Consider the following 25,699-nt stretch of genomic DNA (forward strand, 5'->3'; position numbering starts at 1 on the left):
AACATCTATCAATAGTCTTCATTATACCTTATTTTTCATGGAAATGCTCAGCTATCGCTCGCCGATCAAGACCTCTAACCTCTTTATACCCTATCAAGTTAGTTGGTAGCTATCATTCATTTTATAATACAGATCCTCTTATCCGTTTTCAACTGTATTATAAAAGAAATGTTATTAAGTCAAGAAATTTGCTTGTGAAATCGTTTTCTGATTGATATAATAATTTGTGTAAAGTGTAACAGATAGTCTGTTACTAGATTTGAAGGAGAAATTCTTATGGCAACAGTCAAAACAAATACAGACGTTTTTGAAAAAGCTTGGGAAGGCTTTAAAGGAACTGATTGGAAAGAAAAAGCAAGTGTCGCTCGATTTGTACAAGCTAACTACACACCATATGACGGTGATGAAAGTTTCTTAGCGGGTGCAACTGAACGTTCGCTCCATATTAAAAAAATCATTGAAGAGACCAAAGCAGAATACGAAGCAACTCGTTTCCCAATGGACACACGTCCAACGTCAATTGCTGACATTCCTGCAGGATTCATCGATAAAGAAAACGAAGTGATTTTCGGTATCCAAAATGATGAGCTCTTCAAACTTAACTTCATGCCAAAAGGTGGTATCCGCATGGCGGAAACAACTCTTAAGGAAAATGGTTATGAACCAGATCCTGCTGTGCATGACATCTATACTAAACATGTTACAACTGTAAACGATGGTATCTTCCGCGCTTACACATCAAATATCCGTCGTGCGCGTCACGCCCACACTGTTACTGGTCTCCCTGATGCCTACTCACGTGGACGTATTATCGGGGTTTACGCACGTTTAGCTGTTTACGGTGCAGACTTCTTGATGCAAGAAAAAGTTAACGACTGGAATGCAATCACAGAAATCGATGAAGAATCCATTCGTCTTCGCGAAGAAGTTAACCTTCAATACCAAGCACTTGGTGAAGTGGTTAAACTTGGTGACCTTTATGGTGTAGACGTTCGCCGTCCTGCTGAAAACGTTAAAGAAGCTATCCAATGGGTTAACATCGCCTTCATGGCTGTCTGCCGTGTTATCAATGGTGCTGCTACATCACTTGGACGTGTGCCAATCGTTCTTGATATCTTTGCAGAACGTGACCTTGCACGTGGAACATTCACAGAATCAGAAATTCAAGAATTCGTTGATGATTTCGTTCTAAAACTCCGTACCGTAAAATTCGCTCGTACAAAAGCTTATGATGCCCTTTACTCAGGTGACCCAACATTCATCACAACATCAATGGCTGGTATGGGTAATGACGGTCGTCATCGTGTTACAAAAATGGACTACCGTTTCTTGAATACACTTGACAATATTGGTAACTCACCAGAACCAAACTTGACTGTTCTTTGGACAGACAAATTACCATACGCATTCCGTCGCTACTGTATGGCAATGAGCCACAAGCACTCTTCAATCCAATACGAAGGTGTAACAACAATGGCTAAAGATGGTTACGGCGAAATGTCATGTATCTCATGTTGTGTATCACCACTCGACCCAGAGAACGAAGAACAACGCCACAACATCCAATACTTTGGTGCTCGTGTTAACGTTCTCAAAGCCCTTCTTACAGGTCTCAACGGTGGATACGATGATGTTCATAAAGACTACAAAGTCTTTGAAATCGATCCTGTCACTGATGACGTGCTTGATTTTGACACTGTCAAAGCTAACTTTGAGAAATCATTGGACTGGTTGACAGATACTTACGTAGATGCTCTTAACATCATTCACTACATGACTGATAAATACAACTACGAAGCTGTTCAAATGGCCTTCTTACCAAGTCACCAACGTGCTAACATGGGATTCGGTATCTGTGGATTTGCTAACACTGTTGATACATTATCAGCTATCAAATACGCTACTGTCAAACCAATTCGCGACGAAGATGGCTACATCTATGACTACGAAACTGTTGGGGAATTCCCACGCTGGGGTGAAGATGATCCTCGTTCAAATGAATTGGCTGAATGGTTGATTGAAGCTTATACTACTCGTTTGCGTAGTCACAAACTCTACAAAGACGCAGAAGCAACTGTATCACTTCTTACCATCACTTCAAACGTTGCCTACTCTAAACAAACTGGTAACTCACCTGTTCACCGTGGAGTATATCTCAACGAAGATGGCACAGTAAACACTTCTAAAGTTGAATTCTTCTCACCAGGTGCTAACCCATCAAACAAAGCCAATGGTGGATGGTTGCAAAACCTTAACTCACTTGCAAGCCTTGACTTCTCATACGCTGCTGATGGTATCTCATTGACAACTCAAGTATCACCACGTGCGCTTGGTAAATCATTCGATGAACAAGTGACAAACTTGGTAACAGTTCTTGATGGTTACTTTGAAAACGGTGGTCAACACGTCAACTTGAACGTTATGGACCTCAACGACGTTTACGAAAAAATCATGGCTGGTGAAGACGTTATCGTTCGTATCTCTGGTTACTGTGTAAATACTAAATACCTCACACCAGAACAAAAAACTGAATTGACACAACGTGTCTTCCACGAAGTTCTTTCAATGGATGACGCTATCCAAGCTTAATTCCTCAAAATCTTACCTTCGGGTAAGATTTTTTGTTTGAGAAAATGAAAAAAGCCAGCTCCATTTGAACTGACTTTTGATAAACTCATATCCTCAAAATCATTAGTTAACTTAGCTCATCAATGATGACAGTCATTAACTCCTTTCGTTTAGCAATCCATTCTGGACGGTTATCCTTTTCATAAGTCCGATTCGTCAAAAAGATAACGGCTTGCTGAGTGCTGCGATTAGCCATGATAAAGGGACCAGTGTAACCTGTATGATCGATCCAATGTCCATCTAAATTCCAGCCTAAGGCACGTGTTTTTTCAGGCGATGGACTGAGATTTTCCCACAAATCTTTGGCAAAATCATCTTGTAAATAATGCTCTAAGAAGGTTTCTAAATCCTTAACTGTCGAAAATAAACCCGCAGAACCTGCATGTTCTTTTAGAACTTTAGCTTTCGGATCGTGAACGAATCCATCTGAAATCCCTTTAACTGTTGGAACCGCTTGGCTATTTGGACCAAATCCTGTCTGAGTCATCTCCCAAGGTTTGAAAATCGTTTCCTCAAACAGTTGATCCAAAACCAAGCCAGTCATCTCTTCTAACATAAATCCCAACAACAAGAAATTGAGATCAGTATACAAGAACCTTTTTTGATCCGTCACCTCAATCTGATTAATCGCTGCCTTTAGTTCAGCCGCATCTAGTTGGTCACGGTTTGGGATAAAAGGATTAATGCCAGAAGTATGGGTTAACAGCTGACGAACCGTCACATTATTAGTTTGGAAATCTGGGTAATAAACTGACAAGGACTCATCTATATCTAACTTGTCCTGATAGACTAAGAAAGCAGCTATGGTAGCAACACCAACAACCTTAGAGACACTAGCCAAATCATACACTAAATTTGACCTAACAGGACTTTCTCCATCAATCGTCCCTAAATAATATTCCTGCCAATAGCCATCATTTAAAATAGCTACACTTGCACCATGATAAAGATTCTCAGCAATCTGTTGATTGATTTTTTCAAGGATTTTTTCCATAAACACTTATTTGCTAAACCAAATTTCAATATTACTTGGGTCAGAAACAACAACCACTCGAGCTTTCTTATCAATATAAGGCGCTAAATCCTTAGCATCTAGATAGTCATACAAAGCAAGCAAATCGTAGTCTTCTGGTACCTGGAAATCAAAGAATTCGATATCCCAAGTCATTTGAGGTTCAATGGTCAAGTCCGGTCCTTCTGCAGTTTCAAAGCTCAAATTAAGCGGTAACTGTCCTTCAAAAGCCTCTTGATAAAAGGCTTGACTGGCTTCTGGATCTGGTACGTTTAAAACGACCTCTTCAACATGGAAATCTGATAAGCCCTTAAATGCTGGATCAATGTCTGCCTCAACAGAAGTCACTTGTTCCAAATCTTCAATAGCCTTTTCAGCATGAATTAAAATGGCATCTCCCTGTGGAGATACCGTTTCAAAAGCATAGCCTTCCTTACCTTTAAAGATATAACGAGTTTCAGTGCCATGAACTAAAAGTTGTGCAATCTCAGCAGCTTGTGCTTTGATGACTAAACAGTTTAACTTCTTAGTCCCTTCAACTGCTCTTGTACGGTAGGTTGGCGATTCTTCTATAATGAAACGGATTTCTTTGGATGCATGACCAGATAAAAAAGCCAAGGCATTTTCTTCACTGACGAGTTTCATGCCAAGATTTTTTTGTAAGAATTCTAAATTTCTATCTCGTTCTTCAACCCTTATAACTGGTGATCTGAAGGTAATATCTGTAAATAGTGACATAACGTCCTCCTTGTTCTTATTTATTGTATGCGAAAATATCTTTTTTGACAAGAAATTATATGTAAGCTAAGCGATTTTAATGAGAGATATTTACATTTCATCATTTTTTCAGTAAACTGGTAGAATGACTGATAATACGATCTTACATCTCATACAAATTTTTTTAGTAATAGCCATTATCACCATTGCAAGTTACCTCATTTTTCATATCAAGAAGAATCATATTAATCCCTTCAAACGTTTTTGGACTGGTTTTGGTATTGGCTTGACGACCGATTTATTAGACACACTTGGTATTGGTTCATTTGCTACAACAACAACCTTGTTCAAAGCAACTAAAATGCTTGATGATGATAGTCAACTTCCAGGAACTATGAATGCTGTGCATGTCATCCCTGTATTAGTGCAATCGCTTTGTTTTATTTTAGTTGTTAATGTGGAACCTCTTACCTTGGTCAGTATGGCAGCCGCTTCTTTCGTGGGAGCTCTTTTTGGTACTAAAATCACTCAAAACTGGCATACTCCAACTGTCCAAAGAATACTAGGAACCTTGCTTATCGTTGCTGCCTTTATTAGCATTTACCGTATGTGGAGCAACCCTGGTTCCGATATTGTCGAAAGCGCCCATGGCTTGGAGGGGATTTGGCTAATCGTCGGTATCATTTTTAATCTAATCATTGGGGTATTGATGACTATGGGGCTTGGTAACTATGCGCCTGAACTCATTTTCTTCTCACTCATGGGGCTAAGTCCTGCAGTTGCGATGCCTGTTATGATGCTTGATGCTGCTATGATTATGACGGCATCAACCACTCAGTTTGTCAAAAATAATCGTATCAGTTGGAATGGCTATGCAGGAATGGTTTTAGGAGGGATTGTTGGTGTCTTAATTGCAGTTGTTTTCTTGTCAAATCTCAACCTCAATAGCTTAAAAGTTCTGGTCATTATTATCGTGCTCTTTACTGGAAGCATGCTCATTCGATCATCTTTAAAACCCCAGCTAAAAGACAAACAAACTCGACCTCACTAGGCATGAAACAGAAGAGACAGTCAGCTATGCTTGCAAAGCACAAAGAGATGGCTGTCCCTGCTAAAACGTCAATAATCGTTCTATGAAACAAGAACAAGACACAATAGCTCAAATAGACGACATGCTATCATACACAAAAAGAAATCCTTGAAATGACTATTCAAGGATTTCTTTTTATTTTTGAATTAAGCGTAAAGGAGTTTGTAAAGAGCTACTGCTGCAATACTTGCAAGAATAGGAGCTACTACTGGAACCCAAGCGTACCACCATTTTGAATCTGATTTGTGTTGACCAAGAATTGATTTTGGCAACAAGTGGTGAAGCAAACGTGGACCGAAGTCACGTGCAGGGTTTAGTCCAGGACCCGTAGGACCTCCAAGACTCGTCACGAGTGCCATTACAAGGAAACCAAGAGCCATGTGAGAAACTGCTGAACCTGCTGAAGTAGAAGCAATCAAGCCCCCTTGCAATTTTTGTCCTGCATGAAGGGTTGCTACATCTACACCTTGCTTTGAGATGAACTGAATAGCTTCAGCACCAAAGTAATTTTTGGTCATTGCAACGGCACCAAAGAAAAGGACGAATGAACCAAAGAATTCGTTGATGAAACCGTTGATGGTAGCACCTTTGCGAGTGTCAATGATGCCATTGTCACGTGATGAAATGGTAGAGAATGAGCCAAGAATCGCATTTGATTCTTCTGTCTCCATATAGTAAGGACGGTGAGTAGCAACTACTACTGCTTGACCCGCCATTGCTCCAAGGATTTGAGCAATAATGTAAGGAGCAACTTGAGCCCATGGGAAGTATCCTGACACAGCTAATCCAAGTGTGAACGCTGGGTTGATGTGGTTACCAGACACGTTACCAAACATCAAGGCTGGGATCATTACCCCCATACCATAACCAATAGCGATGGTTAACCAACCACTAGCGTGCCCCTTGGTTCCTTTAAGTTCAACATTGGCAACAGCACCATTACCAAGAATGATAAGAATTGCTGTTCCCAGAAATTCTGTAATATACTTTACAGTCCATGTAACATCCATGTTTTGTGTAATCCTTTCAATTTAGCGATTTTTTTATTTTCGACAACCTTCATTTTATCAAGTATAATGAATAAAGTAAAGGTAATCTTAACAATTAAAACGTTTACTTAAAGGAGCTCTTTTTATGAAATATAATCAATATAGCTATATACCTACTTCTCCTGAAATAGCCCTTGAAGAACTGTGTGATCTCGGATTTGCAGTCTCGAGCCAAGCTAATCTCAAACAAAACCTTGAAACTTTTGTGCGTCATATCCTGTCATTACAGTATCAAGATACCAATTATGCCTTATCGTTATTGATTTCAGATTTTGAAACGGACTTACTCACTTTCTTCCAATCAGATGACGACTTAACTCAAACGCATTTTAATACCATAGCCCTTCAGCTACTAGGATTCATTCCAAACGTTGACTTTACAAATACTGAGCAATTTATCAAGGAAATCGCTTTTCCAGTGGTATTTGAAGACAGCATCTTGCCACTACATCATCTATTAGCCACTCGTACTAAATCGGGTAATACCTTAATCGAGAGCCTTGTTGCTCAACATCTTATTCCCATAACTAATCAGTACAGGTATTTCAATGGTAAGAGTTTGGCAAGCTTTGATACTACTGATGTCATTCGTGAAGTGGTCTATGTAGAGGCTGGCGTTGATACTGATAAGGACGGACAGGTGGATCTTGTTAAAGTCTCTATCATCAGGCCAAAAACTGACCTAACATTGCCTACCATGATGACAGCTAGTCCCTATCATCAAGGAGTCAATGAGCCAGCCAGCGATAAATTAACCCACAAAATGGAAGGTGAACTCCTTAAAAAAGAGGCTGGTAACATTTCTGTCGAAACTCGAGAGATTACTATTTTAGCATCGGATAACACGGTCGATGAAGTCCAAAAAACAGAAGAAACTTTCCTTTATCCAAATAGTTACACACTCAACGATTACATGCTCGCGCGTGGCTTTGCCAACATTTACGTATCAGGTATTGGTACCATCCAATCTGACGGTTTTATGACAACAGGTGATTATCACCAAGTTCAAGCCTACCAATCAGTCATTGATTGGTTGAATGGACGTGCTCGTGCTTTTACAAGTCACGATCGTAAGCGTAGTATTAAAGCTACTTGGGCGACTGGCAAGGTGGCCACAACTGGTCTCTCTTATCTGGGAACTATGTCCAATGCTCTGGCGACGACAGGCGTTGAAGGACTTGAAGTAGTCATTGCTGAAGCTGGTATCTCATCATGGTACAACTATTATCGAGAAAACGGCCTTGTTACCAGTCCTGGTGGCTATCCTGGTGAAGACCTAGACACCTTGACTGAATTTACCTACTCTCGCAATCTTTCTGCTGGAGATTACCTCCGTCAAAATACTAAGTATCAAGAACAACTCAAGGAACAAAGCGCTGCTATTTCTCGAGAAACAGGCGATTATAATCAATTTTGGCATGATCGTAACTACTTAGTACACGCCGATAAGGTCAAAGCACATATGGTCTTTACCCATGGTACTCAAGACTGGAACGTCAAACCAATCAATGTTTACAATATGTTCAACGCTCTTCCTGAAACAGTGTCAAAACATCTCTTTCTCCACCATGGTGCCCACGTTTATATGAATGCTTGGCAATCCATAGACTTTAGAGAAAGTATGAATGCTCTCTTGAGTCAGGTTATTTTAGGACAAGAAAATCATTTTGACCTACCAGCTGTGATTTGGCAAGACAATACAAGTGACCAAACTTGGCAAGAACTTGATAGCTTTGGCAGTGCTGATTATCGACGCTATCCATTAGGTTCCGATTTGAAAACCATTGACAACCGTTACCATGACGACGATTTTTCTCGTTATGGAAAAGACTTTAATAGCTTTAAAACGGATTTATTTAGCAACAAAGCAAATGCAGTAACCATTGATTTAGACCTTCCAAAATCTCTACGCATCAACGGTCGCATCAAACTTGAACTCAAGCTTAAATCAAGCACTGACAGAGGCCTTCTTTCCGCTCAAATCCTTGAAGTAGGAACCCAGAAATACCTCCAAGCTATCCCCGTCCCTAGCGGCAACAGTGTTGATAACGGTCGATTCTTCCAAATGGAGGCTCTTAAGGAATTACCTTTTAAAGAAGCCACATCCCGTGTCGTCACTAAAGGACACATCAATCTTCAAAATCGTCATGACCTACTGACAGTTGAAGACATTACTCCTGATGAGTGGATGAATTTCTCACTAGAACTTCAACCAAGTATCTACGCCATCAAGGCTGGTGCTAAGTTGCAGATTATTTTGTACACAACCGATTTTGAACACACTATCCGAGATAATTCGGATTATCAATTAACTGTTGATCTTGAACAGTCTCAGATCGTTATTCCCTGTGATTAAGCACTCCATTCAAAAATCCCTAACACCTTATAGTGCTAGGGATTTTTAAATTGTTTAATAGCTATCTGGCGAATTCAACCTTTTTTGGGAATCCTTAGAACTTCTAAATGAATACTTCAAAATAAAGGGGGCAATAATGGTAGAAGCAATGGTAATGATGACCAGCTCTGAATAAACTCTATTACCAATAATATGCGCAGCTTGCCCCACACCAATAATAATCAAAGCCATCTCGCCTCGACTAACCATCCCCCCACCAATAGTTAGGGATTCCAATTTAGAAAACTTGAAGCCACGGCCTACAATATAACCAGGAATTAGCTTTGTTAAAACAACTAGAGCGGTGAAACCTATAATCATTGGTAAGTGTTCCAGCAATCCAGTAAATCTCAAAGGGAAAGCGATGGAGGCAAAGAAAATTGGGATGAAGAAACTGTAACCAAATGACGTGACACGTCTCATCACAGAATGACCTTGATCTGTCTGACCAATAGCCAAGCCTGCAAAGAATGCCCCGACAATAGCACTCATCCCTACCTGCTCAGCTAACCAAGACAGTGAAAAACAAAGAATCAAAGCCATATAAAACATAAGATTCTTAGATGCAATCACTTCCAAACGTTTTATCTCCCAAGGGATTAGAACCTTGATAGCCAACCATAAGAAAACAAAGAACAATAATTGTGCTATCAATTTAAGGCCGATATGCTCTGCTGATCCTAGTGACGATACGAAGAAACTAAGCAGCAAAACTGCGATGAGGTCATCTGCAACGGCTGCACCGATAATAATGGCGCCAACATCCGTAGATAGCTTGTCATACTCTTGAAGAACTTCAACAGTGATGGAAATACTTGTTGCTGCAAAGACTAAACCGTAAAAAATAGATTGACTCACATTGAATTGCATCGCTTGTGTTAGAAAATAAAAAACCAACAGAGGAACGATAACTCCCGTAATAGCCACCAGAAAGCTAGGTTTGAGGTGCTTTTTCAACAAGCTAAAATCAGCTCCTAAACCAGCCATAAACATAAGCAGAATAACGCCAAGCTCTGATAAGAAGTGAAGAATTTCACCATCATGAACCCATCCTAAAATAGGCGGACCAATAATGATACCAATCAACAGTTGTCCAACAACGCCAGGGATATTCAAGCGTGAGGAAATAGCTCTCGCGAACAAGCTAGCTACTAAGATAATAACAATTTCTAATAATGCATGCATTAAAACTTCCCTTTCTGTCAATAAATTTCTTGATAGGTTTCACTGCGACGCTACAATAGCAAAGAGAACAAAAATGGACAAGACTCCAAAAGCTTTCTTCTAGACAGCAATCGCTCGCCCCATCAGTTACCTTTACCATCACTATATCACAAGTTCCAGCAAAACGCTCACTACTCCATAATAACAGAAATAAATAAAAAGTTAACCTAAATCAGCAGAATCGACTTTTTTGACATAGGTTCATGTAGCTGACATCGCTTAAAAAACCAATCCTCACAGGACTTAGAGCGATTTAACATCATCTGACATTCTCCTAACCTAAAAGACTGATTAAAACTCAGCCGTGTCGTCGATTGAAATAGCAACAGGATAACAGGACTTCAAGAAAAGTAAAACAATTAGGTAATCCTTTTCGGAGCTATTTTACGAAAATCTAGTCAAGAGCTCATATCAATCTTATATCCGAGTTGTACTGTTTCTATTTCCATTCGCTATATTAAAACCATAATACTAGCCAGACGACTTTTCATCTGGTCAGCAATGATCCCTTTCTATACAGGCAGCTACTAGGAAGCCTAACAGGATTTCTTATTTCTCCCATCCAATTGTTAATCATTTTCCTACTGACAACTAGCTGCTGCTAATTGACTTAAAAAACGCTAGATTTTTCAATCTAACGTTTTTTAAATTTTATTTGTGCGCGTGAACAAAATCTACTGTTAGTCCGGTTGAATTGCGGACCAATTCTTTCACGTCTGGATTTTGTAAGCCTTGTGAGTTGAGGTAGTAAATCGGATTGTAAAGGGCTTTATCATACAAAGCTTTCTCGGCAGCTTTATAGTTTTCGGCAGCTTTTTCCGGGGACATAGCATTTTCAGTGATGGCTGATTGGTAGGCCTTATCATAATCAGCACTTGAGAATTTACCATAATTGTAGGCCGCATCCGAAGTGAAGAGTCCATAGAAAGTTGAACCTTCTGGGTAATCACCTCCCCATGAAACAAGAGCGACTTCAAAGTTTTGGTTCTTTGTGTCTTCCAAACGTTGTTTGAAGGTCACAAATTTTTCTTCAACGGTCAATCCAGGAAGGGCTTCTTCCCACGTACTCTTGAGGTAGTCAACAGCATTTTTAGTCGCTGGTGAATCTGAATCAGCTGTCACTGTCAATGTTAAAGAATCTTGGCCAAGTTCTTTTAAGCCTTCTTTGAAGAGTTTCGTTGCTTCTTTGGCATTGTATTGATAACCAGGTGCTACAAAATCCGTTAAGTCTTCTCCATTTTCTAAGGTTTGAAGTCCAGTCGGTGCAAGAGCTGTCGCTGGAATTGACCCTGTATCAACAGCGGCTTCGACAACCCCCTCACGGTCAGTCGCAAGGTTAAGTGCTTGACGAACCTTATCATTCATCAATGGTTTAACATCGCCAGTTTGGTTGTAAACAATGTAAGTTGTACGCGCAGATGGTACATCAACGACATCTTTATTTTTCTTATTGGCATTGTAGATAGCTGAGGTTCCTGAGATGTCAGCGAAGTCTAAATCGCCTTGTTTATACATTTGTACAGCAGTGTCTGGTTTCTTGATAACATCAACATTGACCGTTTGCGTTTCAACATTTTTGGCATCCCAGTATGCTTTGTTTTTAACTAGCTTGAAACCACCATTTGAGCCGTTCCACCCTTCAACTTTGTAAGGTCCAGAATAAAGCATATCTTTTGATGTAGTGGCATAATTCTCACCAGCTTCTTCTACAAATGATTGTTTCTGTGGTAAGAAGTTAGAAAAAGCAAGGTAGTTTATAAATTGCGGTGCTGGATTGGTCAGAGTGAAGATGACCTTATTGCCGTCTGCTTTGACACCAAGTTTGTTGAGATCTTTTTCCTCTCCGCTGTTAATCTTATCCGCATTCTCTAAGTGAGCCTCAACGGCTAAATAGGCATACTCTGAGGCTGTTTTAGGATCAACGATACGTTGCCATGAGTAGACAAAGTCTTCTGCAGTTAACTCACTACCGTCTGACCATTTAAGCCCATCACGAAGTGTCGCTGTGTAAGTCAAGCCATCTTCAGAAACGTCAACGGTTTTGGCTAAATCAGGACGAGTCCCATTTTTTCCGTCTAAGCGTAATAAGTTACCCCCTGAGTTTCCAATAGCTACATTTGAGTATTGATCTGTATTTTTGGAAATATCTAGCGTCGAAATATCCGTCGGGATATACCAATTGATCGTATTTCTTGACTCATCAGAAGACTTAGAAGAACCATCATTACCACAAGCTACCAAAATAGCAGCAGAGGCAAAGGCTACTGCACCATATCCTAAACGTTTCCAAATTGGTCTCTTAAAAAGGGCCATACGCATCTCTCCTACCTTTTATCTCTTGATGAAGAGACAAAATTTTCTAAAAATTAATATGTTAGCTAGTTTAACACAACTTTTGTTAAAAAGGAATACTTTTTGATAATTTTCTGAATTTTAGTTTTATTTTATATTTAAAAATCCAAAAAAACATATCGTTGCATATAAGTTGATTATATCAATTGGTAGTTGCATAATAAAACATTTCGATGCAGTTTATAACAATTTTGAACTAAACTACAAACATGATATAATAACAGTTAGACATCCGCTAAACCCTACCTAGTTATAGTGGAAACAGCTCTAAAAGAAACAAGGGCTAACCCCTTGATACGAAAGGAATCTAGAAAATCTTATGATGAATATGCAAGACTTGTTCCACGATTTTTTAAGTCTTGTAATCGTTCAAAACATTGATTCAATAGAATTTTAGATTTCAATAAATCTTACAAAATGTACTATTTTTTTCAAAGGTGGTCACTTTTTGGACACGCACACACTAGCATTTTGGAGTACAAACTAAATATTCTTATTCCTCTACTATCTAGCTCAGCCTATTAGATTGAGCAGAGGAATTCAAAAGGCAGGTATGGTGAAACCTGCCTTTTCCTATTGAATGCTCCAACTTCATATAAATATAATACCAATTTTCAACTCATCACGTTCAAATTTCTTGATACAGGAACTGCCAATAGGGTGTAGTATCTTACTATTCAGTAACCGCTGATTCCCAGCTGTTAGATTCAGAATTATCCACCACATCCTTAATAAAAGTTTGCCAATATTTGCTTTCTGTCTCCATATACGATAACTCCTTTCCAATATTACACTACTACTATTATTTCAATTCACTTCTATCAGTAACTAATTCTTTAAAACCTTGTTTAACTAACAGTGTATTACACATATTTACATCTAAACTTGCTGCTCCACACAGAATAAACTCATAGAGTGTATCTTTCGGATTCCCTGCTCTTAGCATATTTCCCGATAACTCAACTAGTTTTTTACTGACCATCGGTGGCAACTTCATTCCTACACAGATCGCAATGACACTTTCAAGTTTTGGTTTAGCTTTGTCATTTCGAAGATTAGAAATTGCCTTCAAACCAAGATTGGTTCCATCAGCCAATTCCTGATTTCTCACATCACGCCATTTCATCACTTCTACCAATGCAGGAGCAAAGCTGCTCATTCCATTGAGCTTAGACATGATTTCAATCGTATCATCGATGTGAACATCAATTTGTTCAATCCATTCATTTTTATCCTTTGGATAACTGATAGTAAATTGAATATCAGAATCTGCATCACGATTGAGTAATAAGGCTAAAGAAGTTAAACGACCAGTTCGAGTACTTGAGGAAATATCAAACACGACACAGCATTCATCCATGTGATGCCGTGCATATGGTGTTAAAAATGGATTTCCTGCAATATCATATGAAATGTACGTGGCATCGTTGATACAGAGGTGAGACTCAACATAAAGTAACTCACCTTTCTCAATACACTCTTTCAAGTTTGGCTGAGATAATAATTGAAGACCGAGCTGAATTAGATTTACTGAAAAAGTTTGATTATCTTCTAAATATCCCTTTTTCCATGTATGTGTCGGGACATAGCTGTCAGCTACATAAATAAATGCACCTTTGACTTCTTCAAAACCACATTCTGCCAAACGAATTTTAGCAGATAAGCGTGACACTCCGAAGAACTGAGCTAGTTCATCAATCAACTTCTCAATAATATCAAGGATATCTTGGGTCTGACTCAATTCAAGCAGTCGTTGCTGTCTAATCCTTGCTTCCTGAATAAACATCTCTTTGGGCATCAGGATTTTTGGTGCAATGGATTCTGCGTGCCATTCCATCCAGTCAATCATGTCAGAAACATTTTCATCTTTTATGCCATTAGTTGTAGAAAGAACTGAGAGATTAATCTCCTCAGCTCGTACCAACGCCAAAGCATAGCGGTGCAATTCCCAGTGAACACACTCATGAATGATTGTATTCCTAACAACTCCTAAATTCCTTATTTGAGGTAATTTTTCATCAATAACAACTGTCCCTGCCGAAACTCCCTTTTCAAAATTATCCTGAAAATAGATTTGTCCCAAAATGGAAGTATCTTCTGTAATTTTTTCATACTTTAATTGAAGTCCCATTTGCTGCAAAATATGTTCAGGCTCAACCCTAGTAGGAGTTAACAAGACATTAGGAACATATTTTTTTAGAATGACTTCTGCAACCTTATCCAAGTCATCTTTCCAAATAAAAGGAACGAGTTTATCAGATAGAGGATGTTTAAAGGTGCTATTTGTCCCCTTCTCGTAGCTCTCAACTTTTACTACTCTAAAATTCTTGATTCCTATATCAGGTTCCCCAATACAGGATACACGAAGCCAGCGATTCTTGTCGATTGTATTTTCATAATGATTGGTACGTTCAGTCACCATCGCATAGACATCCGTCAAAATATCGATGTCAATCCCACCGTCTCCACGGTGACCTGCATAAACATACTTGAAATCAACATCCGTAACTTCTACTTCATCATAATCATAAGTGATACCTAAATCCTCAAGATGCTCATTAAAAAATTGCTCGCTTGCTTCATAAATTTCATTATAAAATGTTTTCTCAATATATTTGCTAAAAGAAATCAAGTTCCCTCCTAAAATTCAAATAACTAGTCAATTGAACACCAGCCTGCAACATTATCTTTCCATTCACTTTATTCAAATAGCGAAGAGAGAGGCTGCAATATCGCGAACAAAAGCACCATGGGTATTATCTATATATTTTAAAGGAATTTATGCTTCGCAACAAAAATCCGTAATGTTTTAGTTATCAGAAAGAGTTATATGCCAATTCTCTTTGAAAAATATTTTTCCTTTATCAGTAATTTTGATTGCTCTTGACCCAGAATTACGTATTATGTATTTATTATTTATTAAGAAATCTAGAATTGCTTTTGCCAACGATCCTGCAATGTGATTTTTCCGTTCACTCCAGTCTAAGCAATTAATACAGAATTTTCGTTTTTTATTTCTTAAATCAGTAACATTAATATTGAGTTTTTCTTTAAGAAATACTTCACCTGATGTGGTTACAATATAATTATTACTATCGCTTTTGTTTGCTGCAATAATATTTTCAGAAGTAAGAAAATCTTTGATTTTAACTCCCAATTCTCCAGCGAGATGGTCATAACAAGTTCTAGCTTGTTTTAACTCTTTTTTTGCAAAATGCTGATTATAGCTTTTTGTAGGTTCAAGTGGTGAGTAGTTGCTTAAAATTTCAAACAGCTCAGGTGTTATAGTATCTGAAATAGAGTAGTATCTAAATTTGCCATATTTTGTAACAGTAGTAAGGTTAGCTTCTGTTAGTAATTTTAGATGGTAGCTGACAGTATGCTGCTTTAATTTTGTAAAAGATGTAATTTCATTCACAGTATAAGCACGACCATCCATTAAAATATCTAAAATAGTGACTCTAGATTTATCGGATAAAAGCCGTAAAATAGTTGTAACGTTTGGTGAATTCATAAAAAAACCTTCCTGAAATTCCATATATCGATGAATTTCTATTAATTATTATAATATAATTTATTCACACAGTAAATAAAGAGTGATTATTCAGATAATTACAACAATATTCTAAACAGAATTCTTTATATTATTGTGAATAATTTATGGAGGTAACTGGTATGTCAGTCAAAAAAATTGCTACTCCAGCAACAGTTGTTGAAGGACGCTAATTCCAGCTTGGGGTATTTTCCTATTTGGAGATACCTATAAAAAATACCCATGTTTTATTATTAGGTTTAGGTGGTATCGGTTCAAATATTTGTCTTTCGTTATCTGAACTTGGTATTGGTAAGATAACAGCTGTTGATTTTGATAAAGTTGAAAGAAGTAATTTAAATAGACAGGTTTTATATAATAGTGATGATATTGGTGAACTAAAAACAAAGGCGGCAAAGAGTTTTATTAATAAGTTTAATCCTAATGTTGACTTTACAACAATAACACAAGAAATTTCTTCAGCTGAAGATGTCGAAAAATTAATCATCGATACTAATTGTGATATTGTTGTAAATATTGCCGATTATCCGACTGGTTATATTGATTTTTGGGTAAATCAAGCCTGTGTAAAGCATAATAAAGTATGTTTTTCTGCTTTAGTTGGTAAAAAGAATGGCCGAGTTTATTCCATTATTCCCCATCAATCAGCTTGTTTCTACTGTCAGTATATGAATGATATTGAAAAAATTCCTGAATATGAAGAAGAATTAAAAGCTATCAGAAATATTCGGACAGAAAAAGAGCTATCAATGTATAGAACACCTAATGGAGCTTTAGGAGCATCTTGTTTGTTTCATGGATATTTTATTGCTACCGAAATTATGCGATATGTATTTTGGGGTAATGATAAGCTTCTAACGTATAATAAGGCGTTTAGCATTGATTTCTTGACATTTGAGCAAAAGTTTACTAACTTACATAAATACGATAATTGTCCAGTATGTGGAAAGGATTTAGAAAAATATGAAAACGCTAAGAGTTGATAGTTTGTCAAAAAATTATGGAAACTATAGGGCTGTTAAGGATATAAACTTTACTGTAACATCAGGTGAATGTTTAGGTATTTTAGGTATTAATGGTGCTGGTAAAACGACGACCTTAAAGATGATTTACTCAGCTAATAAAATAACAAGTGGTGACGTGTATATATTGGAAAAAAATATTAAATCTTTAAGTGATAGGGGAAAATCAAAATTAGGCATTGTGGCACAAGAGGATATGCTTGATACTACATTAACCGTATTTGAAAATTTGATTGCTCATGGTATTTGTTATGGTATAGATTCTAAAGAACTAAAGAATCGAACCAAGGAACTCTTAGAGTTTGTCCAACTTGATAACCATGCTAATAAAATGGTTGGTGAGTTATCAGGAGGTATGAGGAGACGAGTTGTCCTTGCACGAGCTTTAATCAATAATCCTGAAATAATCATATTAGATGAACCGACTGTTGGACTTGATATTCAATCTCGTAATATAATCTGGAATAAGTTAGAGGTGTTAAAACAACAGGGAGTATCTATAATTATTACTTCTCATTATATGAATGAAATTGAATTTCTTGCTGATAGAATAGCTATCATTGATTCAGGAGTAATAAAAGATGAGGGAACAATTAATAGTTTGTTAAATAAGTATCATGAAAAGGATATTGAAGAACTATTTCTTAAATTGACTAGCTCAAGTAAAGGGGGAGAAAGTGTTTAAAGTTTCGTTTAAATCAATTTATTATGTTGTTGTTAGAAACTATATGAGTTTTAAATCCTTGTTTAAAATTGCTATAGTTCCTAATTTAATTGACCCTCTATTTTATCTATTGGCAATGGGATTTGGTGTAGGTTCTTATTTAACTAATATTAATGGAATGACTTATACTACTTTTGTTATCACAGGGCTAATTGGAGCTACTGCAATGACTGCTTCTACATCAGAGGCGACAGTAAATGCTTTTATTCAATACAAAATTGAAAAGACTTATGATGCTATGTTGATGACACCAATTAATTTACAAGACATTGTAGTTGGTCAGGCTATTTGGTCTGGAGCTAGAGCTGTTATTTTTGGCGGTATATTTTGGATTGTTTCTGTTTTCATAAGTCAGACATTTAACCTTTACATGTTGCTTATTATTCCTCTTCTCTTTTTGATTGGTCTAGTTTTTGGACTTATTGGTTTAACATTTACTTATCTTGCTCCTTCCAGAGAGTTTCTGAATTATTACAATACACTAATCATTAGACCATTATATATGTTTTCAGATACCTTTTTCCCAATTGATTCTATTCCAGAATCTTTTCAAAAACTGACATGGATTTCGCCATTGTATCATGCTACAAATATTGTAAGAGCTATTTGGCTAAAGGATTTTACTATGGCACCTCAACACCTACTTTGGTTAATTGGCTGTACAGTAATATTTTATTTTATCCCTATTTTCGTTATTTACAAAAAATATTATAAATGAGCATCAATAAACGACTTATGATACTAAGTCGTTTTTATGTTATTTAAATCATTTTGTAGCTAGTTTTCACTGGTTGCTCTTAGAATGCTTCCATTTTTATTTGCTTCCCACCACCTCAACTGACGTTCGCTACTATCTATCATTTCCAAAATAGAGCTCATCTTTCACTGATTGAGGAAGTTCTGTTGCTTGTATTGCTTTTCAAACTGTAGGAATCGCAATATATTTTTTCTCCTCTATCAATAATAACTGAAGTATACTTTCAATTTACCCATTTTGTTTGTATGAGTCAATCAATTTACTAATTTTGGTTATCTTATATACCTTACAGGCGCTGTATCAGTAAATTTTGTGTAGACTAAAAATACTCAATATTTTTCTTTAACTCTTTGTCTTCTCCACCACCACTTGCACTTCCAGCTTGCTTTGTTTTCTTAAATAATTATTCTCTGAAAATGTCATCCATCAGAAGCTTAAGGGTTGCATTTTCGTCAGCACCCAATAGAAATGAATATAACTCCCCAGAAGAAAGCAAATCTATTGCAATCTTTAATTTTCTTTCCATGAAGCTTAACCATCTAGAATGCAAAAAAAAAATCTTTCTTATCCCCGAATATATCATAATATTTAAAATCTTTACATCCCGTATTATAAGGCGGTTCAATATAGATAACATCAATTGCATCTGCATATTTCTTCTTCAAGACCTTATTTCAGAAGCTCTTATACATAAGCAATAGCTTTTTCCTTCTCGTTCTTGCGAAGATCCTCGTTAAAGTCCTGTAACATTACAAACACTCCCTTTCTCAAAAAAGAGGATGTTTTCATGTACGCCGAAAAGAGGTAGAAAACTACCTTATTGTTGCTTGTTGCTAATAGTAGCATGTTCCAAATCTCCTCGCCAAATGGATTCTTTACTGTGCTAGTATATCACGAAAGACTTTAGAAAAAATTTAATATTCCTGAAAGAAAAAATGGCCCAGCAAGTCATTTTTCAGGGTATTTCAGGGCTTAATTTCATAGAAAATCATCTAAAAATCTCGTCATAGCAAGCTTCATGATAGTGGCTTACCAAGTTATATATTTGCACCTCAATCAGGATTACAATGAGAATGTACTTAGCTAAGACAGTCCATCTCATGACTCAAACTGAGCAAATTACTGCAACGCATTTCAAGACCCATACGGAGGTAAATGATATGGCAATTAAAACCAAACACAGGAAAGGTGGCTACTCTGCCACAACTGCAACGGAATATGTGAGTCCTACAAAGCCAATTCACAGCCTGAGCACCGAATTAGAACCCCAGCAACTCTTTGAGGATGGGAAGCCAACAGGTGAAATCATTGCATACAAGGCAACTTTCATTCAGGAAGGACTGGAACCCTTCCAAGTCAAGTTTGAAGACAAGGTCAAACTCCCTGACTTTTTGAGCTTGGTTCAGTTCGATAACCTTCAAGCTGTCGAAGTGCGCTACAATGTCTACTTCAAAGCTGATGGTATCAAGGAGGTCAAATAATGGCAACTAAAGCAGATACCGTCCTACAATCTTACCTGCTCCAGAGCCTGAACATGGCTCTTGGAGCTCTGATGCAGGGTGAGACAAGTTATACAAATAGCTTCAATATTGTGATTCAAGAGGATGGCTTCATCTTCATTCCTAGGCTTCCTTGCGCCTATATCCTTGATGATGAGCTTTACAATAAAATCTTCTTGATTGCTAACGCTTCACTCTACCCACACTACACTTTACTGAAACAGAATGCCACCTACTTTGTCCCTCTAAAGACTAATGATATTCATGTTCAGCGTGGACTCTTCTTTCCATGGAAAGTGGGTATCTCGAAACGCTTGGTTATTTCTGACCTTGACAAGTACACTAGCGACTTACCAAAGAATCAGATTCCAATTATGGAAAATTTTGCTCTAAATCTTGATAAGGTCAATCATATGGCTATCTGTGGAAACAGCGGTTCAGGTAAAAGCTATGCTCTCACCTACCTACTTTCTGTTCTTAAAAATCAGTCAGATTTGATTATCATTGACCCAAAATTTGATTCTCCCAGTCGTTGGGCTCGTGAACATCAAATTGCGGTCATCCATCCTGTAGAAAATCGCTCTAAATCTGACTTTGTATCAGAGGTCAATGAGCGTTTGAGTCAGTGCTTGAATCTGATTCAACAACGGCAGGCAATTCTATATAATAATCCACGTCATGAGTTCACACATCTAACCATTGTCATGGATGAGGTTCTCGCACTTTCTGAAGGAGTTAATAAGACCATCAAGGATTCTTTCTTCTCCCTCTTGTCACAAATCGCTCTACTTGGACGAGCTACTAAGATTCACTTGCTTTTGGTCAGTCAACGCTTTGACCACACGACTATCCCGATTTCTGTGCGTGAACAACTCAATGTTCTCATCCAGATTGGAAATATCAACAAGAAAACAACTCAATTTTTGTTTCCCGATCTCGACCCTGAAGGCATCGTCATTCCTATTGGACACGGTACAGGCTTGATTCAGGTAATTGACAATGAACATCCTTATCAGGTACTCCCCTTACTTTGTCCTACTTACTATACTACGGAGGGTATTCACTAATGATGAAGAAATCATTCTTTATGAGGACTTATAACCTCAATATCTACTTAATCCTGTTTTCACTTTTAACAGGATTCCTTGGATGGTCATTAGCCTTTCTAGCAGGTACAGTTGACCTCACTCTTCCCATTAGCCTTAATCTCTCACAAGTCAACGTCTATCTAGCTATGGGTAGCCACTACTCTTATATGGCTATGACCTACTTACTTGCTACTTTGCTTGCATCAGTTGCGCTTGAAATTGTGAATCGAGTACGATTTGATAGTTTACTCAACTATTTTCAATCTATCTACCACACCTTCAAGCTCCGTACCTTCCTAACACAACGAGAAAAGTCGGAGAAGGTCACTACCATTGACAACCAAACTATTACCACCTATAACCCAATCAATAGCAGTTTTAACCGCTGTGCTCATAAGAGCGTAGTAGACATCCAAAAAGATGAAGTCAAAGTCTTCATCAAGGTTACTAGAGACCAGCAGGGGCAAAAAGTCTTGGGTGACATGATTTCCCAACTCAAAGAAGAAGTTTCTAGCCAGCACTCTGACTACTACTTCTCAGCCCCTAATCGGGTTCGTAACAACCTATGGTTAGTTGGTAAAAGACGGTAAAAGAGGGAGCTATGGCTTGCGTTAAGCAGTAGCCAAATAGCTCCCTCTTTTCCATTGACCAAGATAATTGGGGTTACTACGACCCCCCCAATTATCCAATAATCAGTAATCAAAAACCAGAAAGGCATGTAAATATATGACCAAAGAGCAACGCTCAAGCAAGTGGACATTCCTTTTCTACAAAGAGAGTGCCCCTGCTGACTATCTTGAGGTACTTGAAGAATTACACATCCCCTTCATTCTGAGCCCTTGGCACGACAAAGACATCAATCGACAAACAGGAGAACTGAAAAAAGCTCACAAACATGGAGCATTCTTCTTTGATTCACTCAAGAGCTACAAGCAAGTATCTGAGTTAATCAAGGATAAATTGAATGGTCCTGCCCATGTGGAGGTTGTCCAATCTCCTAAGGGTCTCTTCGATTACTTCACTCACGCTGAAAATAAAGACAAAACCCAGTATGATGTGAATGACATTGAGGTGGGTTGTGGCTTCAACCTTGATAAGTTTCTTGTAGAGATGAACTCAGATGAGTTTATGCACGAAGTCGTGGACATCATCGAACAAAATGACTTCACTGAATTTGAAGAATTGGTTTGGTACGCTCGTGCAAAACATACACCACTACTTGGGCTTATTATTGAACGCACCTACTTCTTCGCCAAATATCTTGATTCACGTCGATGCAACCCACAACGTAATCAAACAAAGAAAGGTGATGCGAATGATTGATATTGTAGACAAAAACGACCTGATGGCATTAACAGGTTACTCTCAAAGTCAATGTAAGAAGTTGATTCGAGAAGCCAAAGCTAATTTAGTTTCAAGTGGGTTCTCTTGGTATGATAACAAGCGTGTCGGACGTGTCCCTATCAAAACTATCGAAGACATTCTCGGCTTTCAGATATCTAGAAAAAATGGTATAATTTATGATGTACTTCAAAATGCTGATCTACATGATACAGGAGAACAGCAATGACAGTTACAAAACTAAAAAACGGAAAATGGCTCGTAGATATTAGTGATGGCTATAGTCACTTAACAGGCAACCGCATCCGTCACCGTAAAAAAGGATTCAGGACTCGCAAAGAAGCTGAGCAGTACGAAGCTGATTATAAAATCAAGCAACTTCATCAAGTTAAACCCAAAGACCGACTGAGTATCGCATACCTCTATTCACTTGTTCGCCGAGAAGATGAACTAAGGGGAAATAAAAGAGGAACAGTCGATACACAAGAATCCTACTATACCCAGTATGTTTCTAAATTTTTCGCTTATGCTGATATGAAACTAGTTACTATCAATGATGTTAAAGAATATCGTGACTGGCTAATTCAGACACCAAGCGTAAAAGGTGGAACTTTGTCAAACAGTCATATCAATCAACAAATGATTTTTATCCATAAGTTGTTTGAAGTGGCAATCGCTAAACGATTCAGAAGTGATAACCCGTGTAATGGACTTAAACGTTTGCCTGAGCAACACAAGGATATGTCCTATTATACACCTGAACAGTTTAAAATCTTTGATAGTTGTTTCACCAAAGATGAATATAGATTTCAGCTACTCTATCGGGTATTAATGTTTACAGGTGTTCGGCTTGGAGAAGCTTTAGCTCTCACTTGGAACAAAGTGAATCTTGACGAGAATTATATCGATATTGTGTATAGTGCCTATTATCGTAATAATCAAGTTCATATTGGAACAGTGAAAACAACTCAATCACGAAGACGGATTTACATTCATTCTTCATTTGCTGAAGAGTTGAGACTATGGAAAGAACAACAGGGCGAACTCCTTTCAGAGTTCACAGATGACCTTGAAAGTCTTCAAATCTTTCAAAACTCTCCTGAAATCCTAACTTCTGCCAATGTCACCAATTTCAAGACAAAACTGAAGAAACGTTTACCTGAGAATATCGAGATGATTCGTAATCATGACTTCAGACACTCACACGCTGCTTTCTTAATCAGTCAAGGTCTACGGAGCGGAGAAGGAAAAGATTATATCTTCTTCACTCTCATGAAGCGTTTGGGACATTCATCCATCAATACAACAATCAATGTTTACTCGCATCTTTTCCCATCACAACAAAAAGAGGTTGCCAACGCATTTGATTACTTTTAAAAAAGTGGTCACGATTGGACACCATTTCAAAACCAAAAGGGTCTAAACCCTTGATACGAAAGGAATCTAGAAAATCTTATGATGAATATGCAAAATATGATGAAACAAGCGCAGAAACTCCAAAAGCAAATGGAGAAAAAACAAGAGGAGCTTGCCGCTACCACGTTCACTGGTAAATCAGCTCAAGACTTGGTTGTCGTTGAATTCTCAGGCGATAAAAAATTAACCAATATTACTTTCGCTGAAGCTGTGGTTGATCCTGAAGATGTGGAAACACTTCAAGACATGACTACACAAGCTATCAACGATGCCCTTAGTCAAATCGATGCTGCTACCCAAAAAACAATGGGAGCTTTCGCCAATAAATTACCATTCTAATGCTAACAAAAAGCCTTCTCATATGGAAAAGGCTTTTTCTAGTCTTCTTTGGCTAATTCCAAACACGACGATTTAACCTGACAATGAGGACAGGTTAATTTCCTAGTCTTAGGTGTGTGCGGTGCCTTGGCAAATTCCCAATAATTAGGTTGAAAAGTCTGATGACAATTTGGACAGAGATACACTAATTGTTTATAAAAGTAATAGGTCGCCCAAATAAGACCTAAGACATAAATCACCCCAACCATTGCAGCCAATACTTTTAGCCACTCTAACTGTGGAAATTGCTTAGTCAACCAAATGCTAGCAAGCAATCCTATGACAAATGTAAACATTGTAGCCAACATTTTCAATTGAAGCTTGCGATGTAATGTTTTATTTTTCATGATGATCGACATATCTTGTAAACTTGCAACAGAGTAATCTTCTTGCCGTTCTAGCTTGTCAAGTAGGTTGACAGCAGTGTCAAGTTTAAGCTGCTTTTGGTCAATTTCTTGCCTCAATTCAATGATATGACTTTCTAATAGTAATTGTAGAACTTGTTCTGAATGGTCTTCTGCCAAAATATCTTGGATAGCTTTCAGTGAGAAGTCGAGTTCTCTCAAAAAACATATCCATTTGAGCTGCTCTAAATCCTTATCAGAATAGCGTCTGCGACCACCTTCTGTTAAGTCACTTGGTGTCAAGATACCACGTTGATCGTAATATTGAATGGTCCGAATGGAAACCCCTGCCAGTTTAGCCATTTCCCCTGTTGTGTAGGTTACAGACATCTCTCCACCTCCTTTATGGTAAGATACAAAGCTTCCAAACTCTGTTCTTCTGTAGCTTACCATATCACCCAAGGTCACAAACAAGACCTAACCTAAGGTGATTTTTATCTTTTTTTAAAAATAGCAGAGCCATTAATCAAAAAAGCCACCTAAAGCAGCAAACGGATTGTCACCATGACTTTCTTTTTGCTCTGATAAATAAGACTTGTTGCTGTCCAACTCATAAAAGGCTTCATAAACACGTGCTGTCATTCTAGCGTCTTCAAGACTATCATGCCCCTTACCAGAAATACCCAGAAAATCAGCCACCGTCTGTAAACGTAAGTTAACAATCCCGTTAAGGTCCGTACTGCGACGGTCAAAGGCTTCATCATAAAGATCAACTGCATAATGATCCGATAAATCCAGACCATTTTCAGCTAAAATCGGTAAATCCGACTTGTGGGCATTGTAACCAACAAGAGAAAATCCATCAACAAAAGCTGAAAAATCAGCCAGTACCTTGTCTAGCTTAGGCGCCTGAGTGATTTTATCAGCTGTAATCCCTGTCAAGCCATTGATAAAACTTTGCAAAGGAACATCACTATAGACATAGCTATCAAAATGGTCAACTTCCTCATGATTGACAAACTTGACCGCTGATAGTTGAATGATATGACTGACCTCGTTTACTGTGTTAAATTCTAAATCAAATGCCACATATTGGTTTAAATTTTCCAT

The 25,699-nt window shown here is 37.8% G+C and carries 22 protein-coding genes; 13 read left to right on the forward strand and 9 right to left on the reverse strand.

The window, feature by feature from the left end; translation table 11 throughout:
• Nucleotides 1-276 precede the first annotated feature (276 nt).
• Nucleotides 277-2,589 carry a formate C-acetyltransferase gene (gene pflB / locus ABP870_RS02855; protein WP_405054636.1) on the forward strand — a complete coding sequence of 771 codons (2,313 nt, stop codon included), beginning with the start codon at nt 277-279 and terminating at the stop codon, nt 2,587-2,589.
• A 106-nt stretch (nt 2,590-2,695) separates the two neighbouring features.
• Here the strand turns inward: pflB and ABP870_RS02860 are convergent, their stop codons facing one another.
• Nucleotides 2,696-3,622, reverse strand: a complete 927-nt coding sequence (locus ABP870_RS02860) for a serine hydrolase domain-containing protein (RefSeq protein WP_350013974.1) — start codon at nt 3,620-3,622, stop codon at nt 2,696-2,698.
• Between the two features lie 6 nt (nt 3,623-3,628).
• Nucleotides 3,629-4,378, reverse strand: coding sequence for a CppA N-terminal domain-containing protein (locus tag ABP870_RS02865; protein WP_350013975.1), 750 nt, complete (start codon nt 4,376-4,378; stop codon nt 3,629-3,631).
• Between the two features lie 124 nt (nt 4,379-4,502).
• Here ABP870_RS02865 and ABP870_RS02870 point away from each other — a divergent pair, with 124 nt between their 5' ends.
• Entirely contained in the window at nt 4,503-5,408 is a 906-nt protein-coding gene (locus ABP870_RS02870; protein ID WP_350013976.1) for a sulfite exporter TauE/SafE family protein, read from the forward strand.
• Nucleotides 5,409-5,593: 185 nt separating this feature from the next.
• Here ABP870_RS02870 and gla read toward each other — a convergent pair whose 3' ends face one another.
• A complete protein-coding gene (gene gla / locus ABP870_RS02875; RefSeq protein ID WP_350013977.1) occupies nt 5,594-6,457 on the reverse strand; it encodes an aquaglyceroporin Gla in 864 nt (287 codons plus the stop codon).
• Between the two features lie 124 nt (nt 6,458-6,581).
• On the opposite strand from gla, the gene ABP870_RS02880 reads away from it, so the two are divergent.
• Entirely contained in the window at nt 6,582-8,852 is a 2,271-nt protein-coding gene (locus ABP870_RS02880; protein ID WP_350013978.1) for a Xaa-Pro dipeptidyl-peptidase, read from the forward strand.
• Between the two features lie 54 nt (nt 8,853-8,906).
• Here ABP870_RS02880 and ABP870_RS02885 read toward each other — a convergent pair whose 3' ends face one another.
• From ABP870_RS02885 to ABP870_RS02900, 4 genes are all read right to left on the reverse strand, one after another.
• Nucleotides 8,907-10,076: a cation:proton antiporter gene (locus ABP870_RS02885; RefSeq protein ID WP_350013979.1), complete on the reverse strand. Its 1,170-nt coding sequence runs from the start codon at nt 10,074-10,076 to the stop codon at nt 8,907-8,909.
• A 690-nt stretch (nt 10,077-10,766) separates the two neighbouring features.
• Nucleotides 10,767-12,428: a peptide ABC transporter substrate-binding protein gene (locus ABP870_RS02890; protein ID WP_350013980.1), complete on the reverse strand. Its 1,662-nt coding sequence runs from the start codon at nt 12,426-12,428 to the stop codon at nt 10,767-10,769.
• A gap of 841 nt (nt 12,429-13,269) precedes the next feature.
• On the reverse strand, nt 13,270-15,099 hold the full coding sequence (locus ABP870_RS02895) for an ImmA/IrrE family metallo-endopeptidase (RefSeq protein WP_350013981.1): 1,830 nt from the start codon (nt 15,097-15,099) through the stop codon (nt 13,270-13,272).
• 177 nt (nt 15,100-15,276) lie between these two features.
• Nucleotides 15,277-15,981: an ArsR/SmtB family transcription factor gene (locus tag ABP870_RS02900; RefSeq protein WP_350013982.1), complete on the reverse strand. Its 705-nt coding sequence runs from the start codon at nt 15,979-15,981 to the stop codon at nt 15,277-15,279.
• A 236-nt stretch (nt 15,982-16,217) separates the two neighbouring features.
• On the opposite strand from ABP870_RS02900, the gene ABP870_RS02905 reads away from it, so the two are divergent.
• The 10 genes from ABP870_RS02905 (at nt 16,218) to ABP870_RS02950 (ending at nt 24,206) form a co-directional block, all read left to right on the forward strand.
• A complete protein-coding gene (locus ABP870_RS02905) occupies nt 16,218-17,003 on the forward strand; it encodes a HesA/MoeB/ThiF family protein (RefSeq protein ID WP_350013983.1) in 786 nt (261 codons plus the stop codon).
• Nucleotides 16,984-17,727, forward strand: coding sequence for an ABC transporter ATP-binding protein (locus tag ABP870_RS02910; RefSeq protein ID WP_350013984.1), 744 nt, complete (start codon nt 16,984-16,986; stop codon nt 17,725-17,727). The genes ABP870_RS02905 and ABP870_RS02910 overlap by 20 nt, the downstream gene beginning before the upstream one ends.
• Entirely contained in the window at nt 17,720-18,484 is a 765-nt protein-coding gene (locus ABP870_RS02915; protein ID WP_350013985.1) for an ABC transporter permease, read from the forward strand. Before ABP870_RS02910 ends, ABP870_RS02915 begins: the two co-directional genes overlap by 8 nt.
• A 1,199-nt stretch (nt 18,485-19,683) precedes the next feature.
• A complete protein-coding gene (locus ABP870_RS02920) occupies nt 19,684-20,004 on the forward strand; it encodes a hypothetical protein (RefSeq protein WP_350014014.1) in 321 nt (106 codons plus the stop codon).
• Complete coding sequence (locus tag ABP870_RS02925) at nt 20,004-21,089, forward strand: helicase HerA domain-containing protein (protein WP_350013986.1); 1,086 nt, start codon at nt 20,004-20,006, stop codon at nt 21,087-21,089. The genes ABP870_RS02920 and ABP870_RS02925 overlap by 1 nt, the downstream gene beginning before the upstream one ends.
• A complete protein-coding gene (locus ABP870_RS02930; protein WP_350013987.1) occupies nt 21,089-21,700 on the forward strand; it encodes a hypothetical protein in 612 nt (203 codons plus the stop codon). Before ABP870_RS02925 ends, ABP870_RS02930 begins: the two co-directional genes overlap by 1 nt.
• A gap of 136 nt (nt 21,701-21,836) precedes the next feature.
• Complete coding sequence (locus tag ABP870_RS02935; protein WP_350013988.1) at nt 21,837-22,433, forward strand: replication protein; 597 nt, start codon at nt 21,837-21,839, stop codon at nt 22,431-22,433.
• The gene (locus tag ABP870_RS02940; protein WP_350013989.1) at nt 22,426-22,680 is read left to right on the forward strand and encodes a DUF3173 family protein; all 255 of its coding nucleotides are present in this window, start codon (nt 22,426-22,428) and stop codon (nt 22,678-22,680) included. The genes ABP870_RS02935 and ABP870_RS02940 overlap by 8 nt, the downstream gene beginning before the upstream one ends.
• Nucleotides 22,677-23,828, forward strand: a complete 1,152-nt coding sequence (locus ABP870_RS02945; protein ID WP_350013990.1) for a site-specific integrase — start codon at nt 22,677-22,679, stop codon at nt 23,826-23,828. Before ABP870_RS02940 ends, ABP870_RS02945 begins: the two co-directional genes overlap by 4 nt.
• Before the next feature lie 78 nt (nt 23,829-23,906).
• The gene (locus ABP870_RS02950) at nt 23,907-24,206 is read left to right on the forward strand and encodes a YbaB/EbfC family nucleoid-associated protein (protein ID WP_115130858.1); all 300 of its coding nucleotides are present in this window, start codon (nt 23,907-23,909) and stop codon (nt 24,204-24,206) included.
• A gap of 38 nt (nt 24,207-24,244) precedes the next feature.
• Here the strand turns inward: ABP870_RS02950 and ABP870_RS02955 are convergent, their stop codons facing one another.
• On the reverse strand, nt 24,245-24,979 hold the full coding sequence (locus ABP870_RS02955; protein ID WP_350013991.1) for a MerR family transcriptional regulator: 735 nt from the start codon (nt 24,977-24,979) through the stop codon (nt 24,245-24,247).
• 132 nt (nt 24,980-25,111) lie between these two features.
• Nucleotides 25,112-25,699 carry a 3'-5' exonuclease gene (locus ABP870_RS02960; RefSeq protein ID WP_350013992.1) on the reverse strand — a complete coding sequence of 196 codons (588 nt, stop codon included), beginning with the start codon at nt 25,697-25,699 and terminating at the stop codon, nt 25,112-25,114.

This window comes from Streptococcus jiangjianxini (genome assembly GCF_040225085.1).
In the GTDB taxonomy this organism is placed as follows: domain Bacteria; phylum Bacillota; class Bacilli; order Lactobacillales; family Streptococcaceae; genus Streptococcus; species Streptococcus jiangjianxini.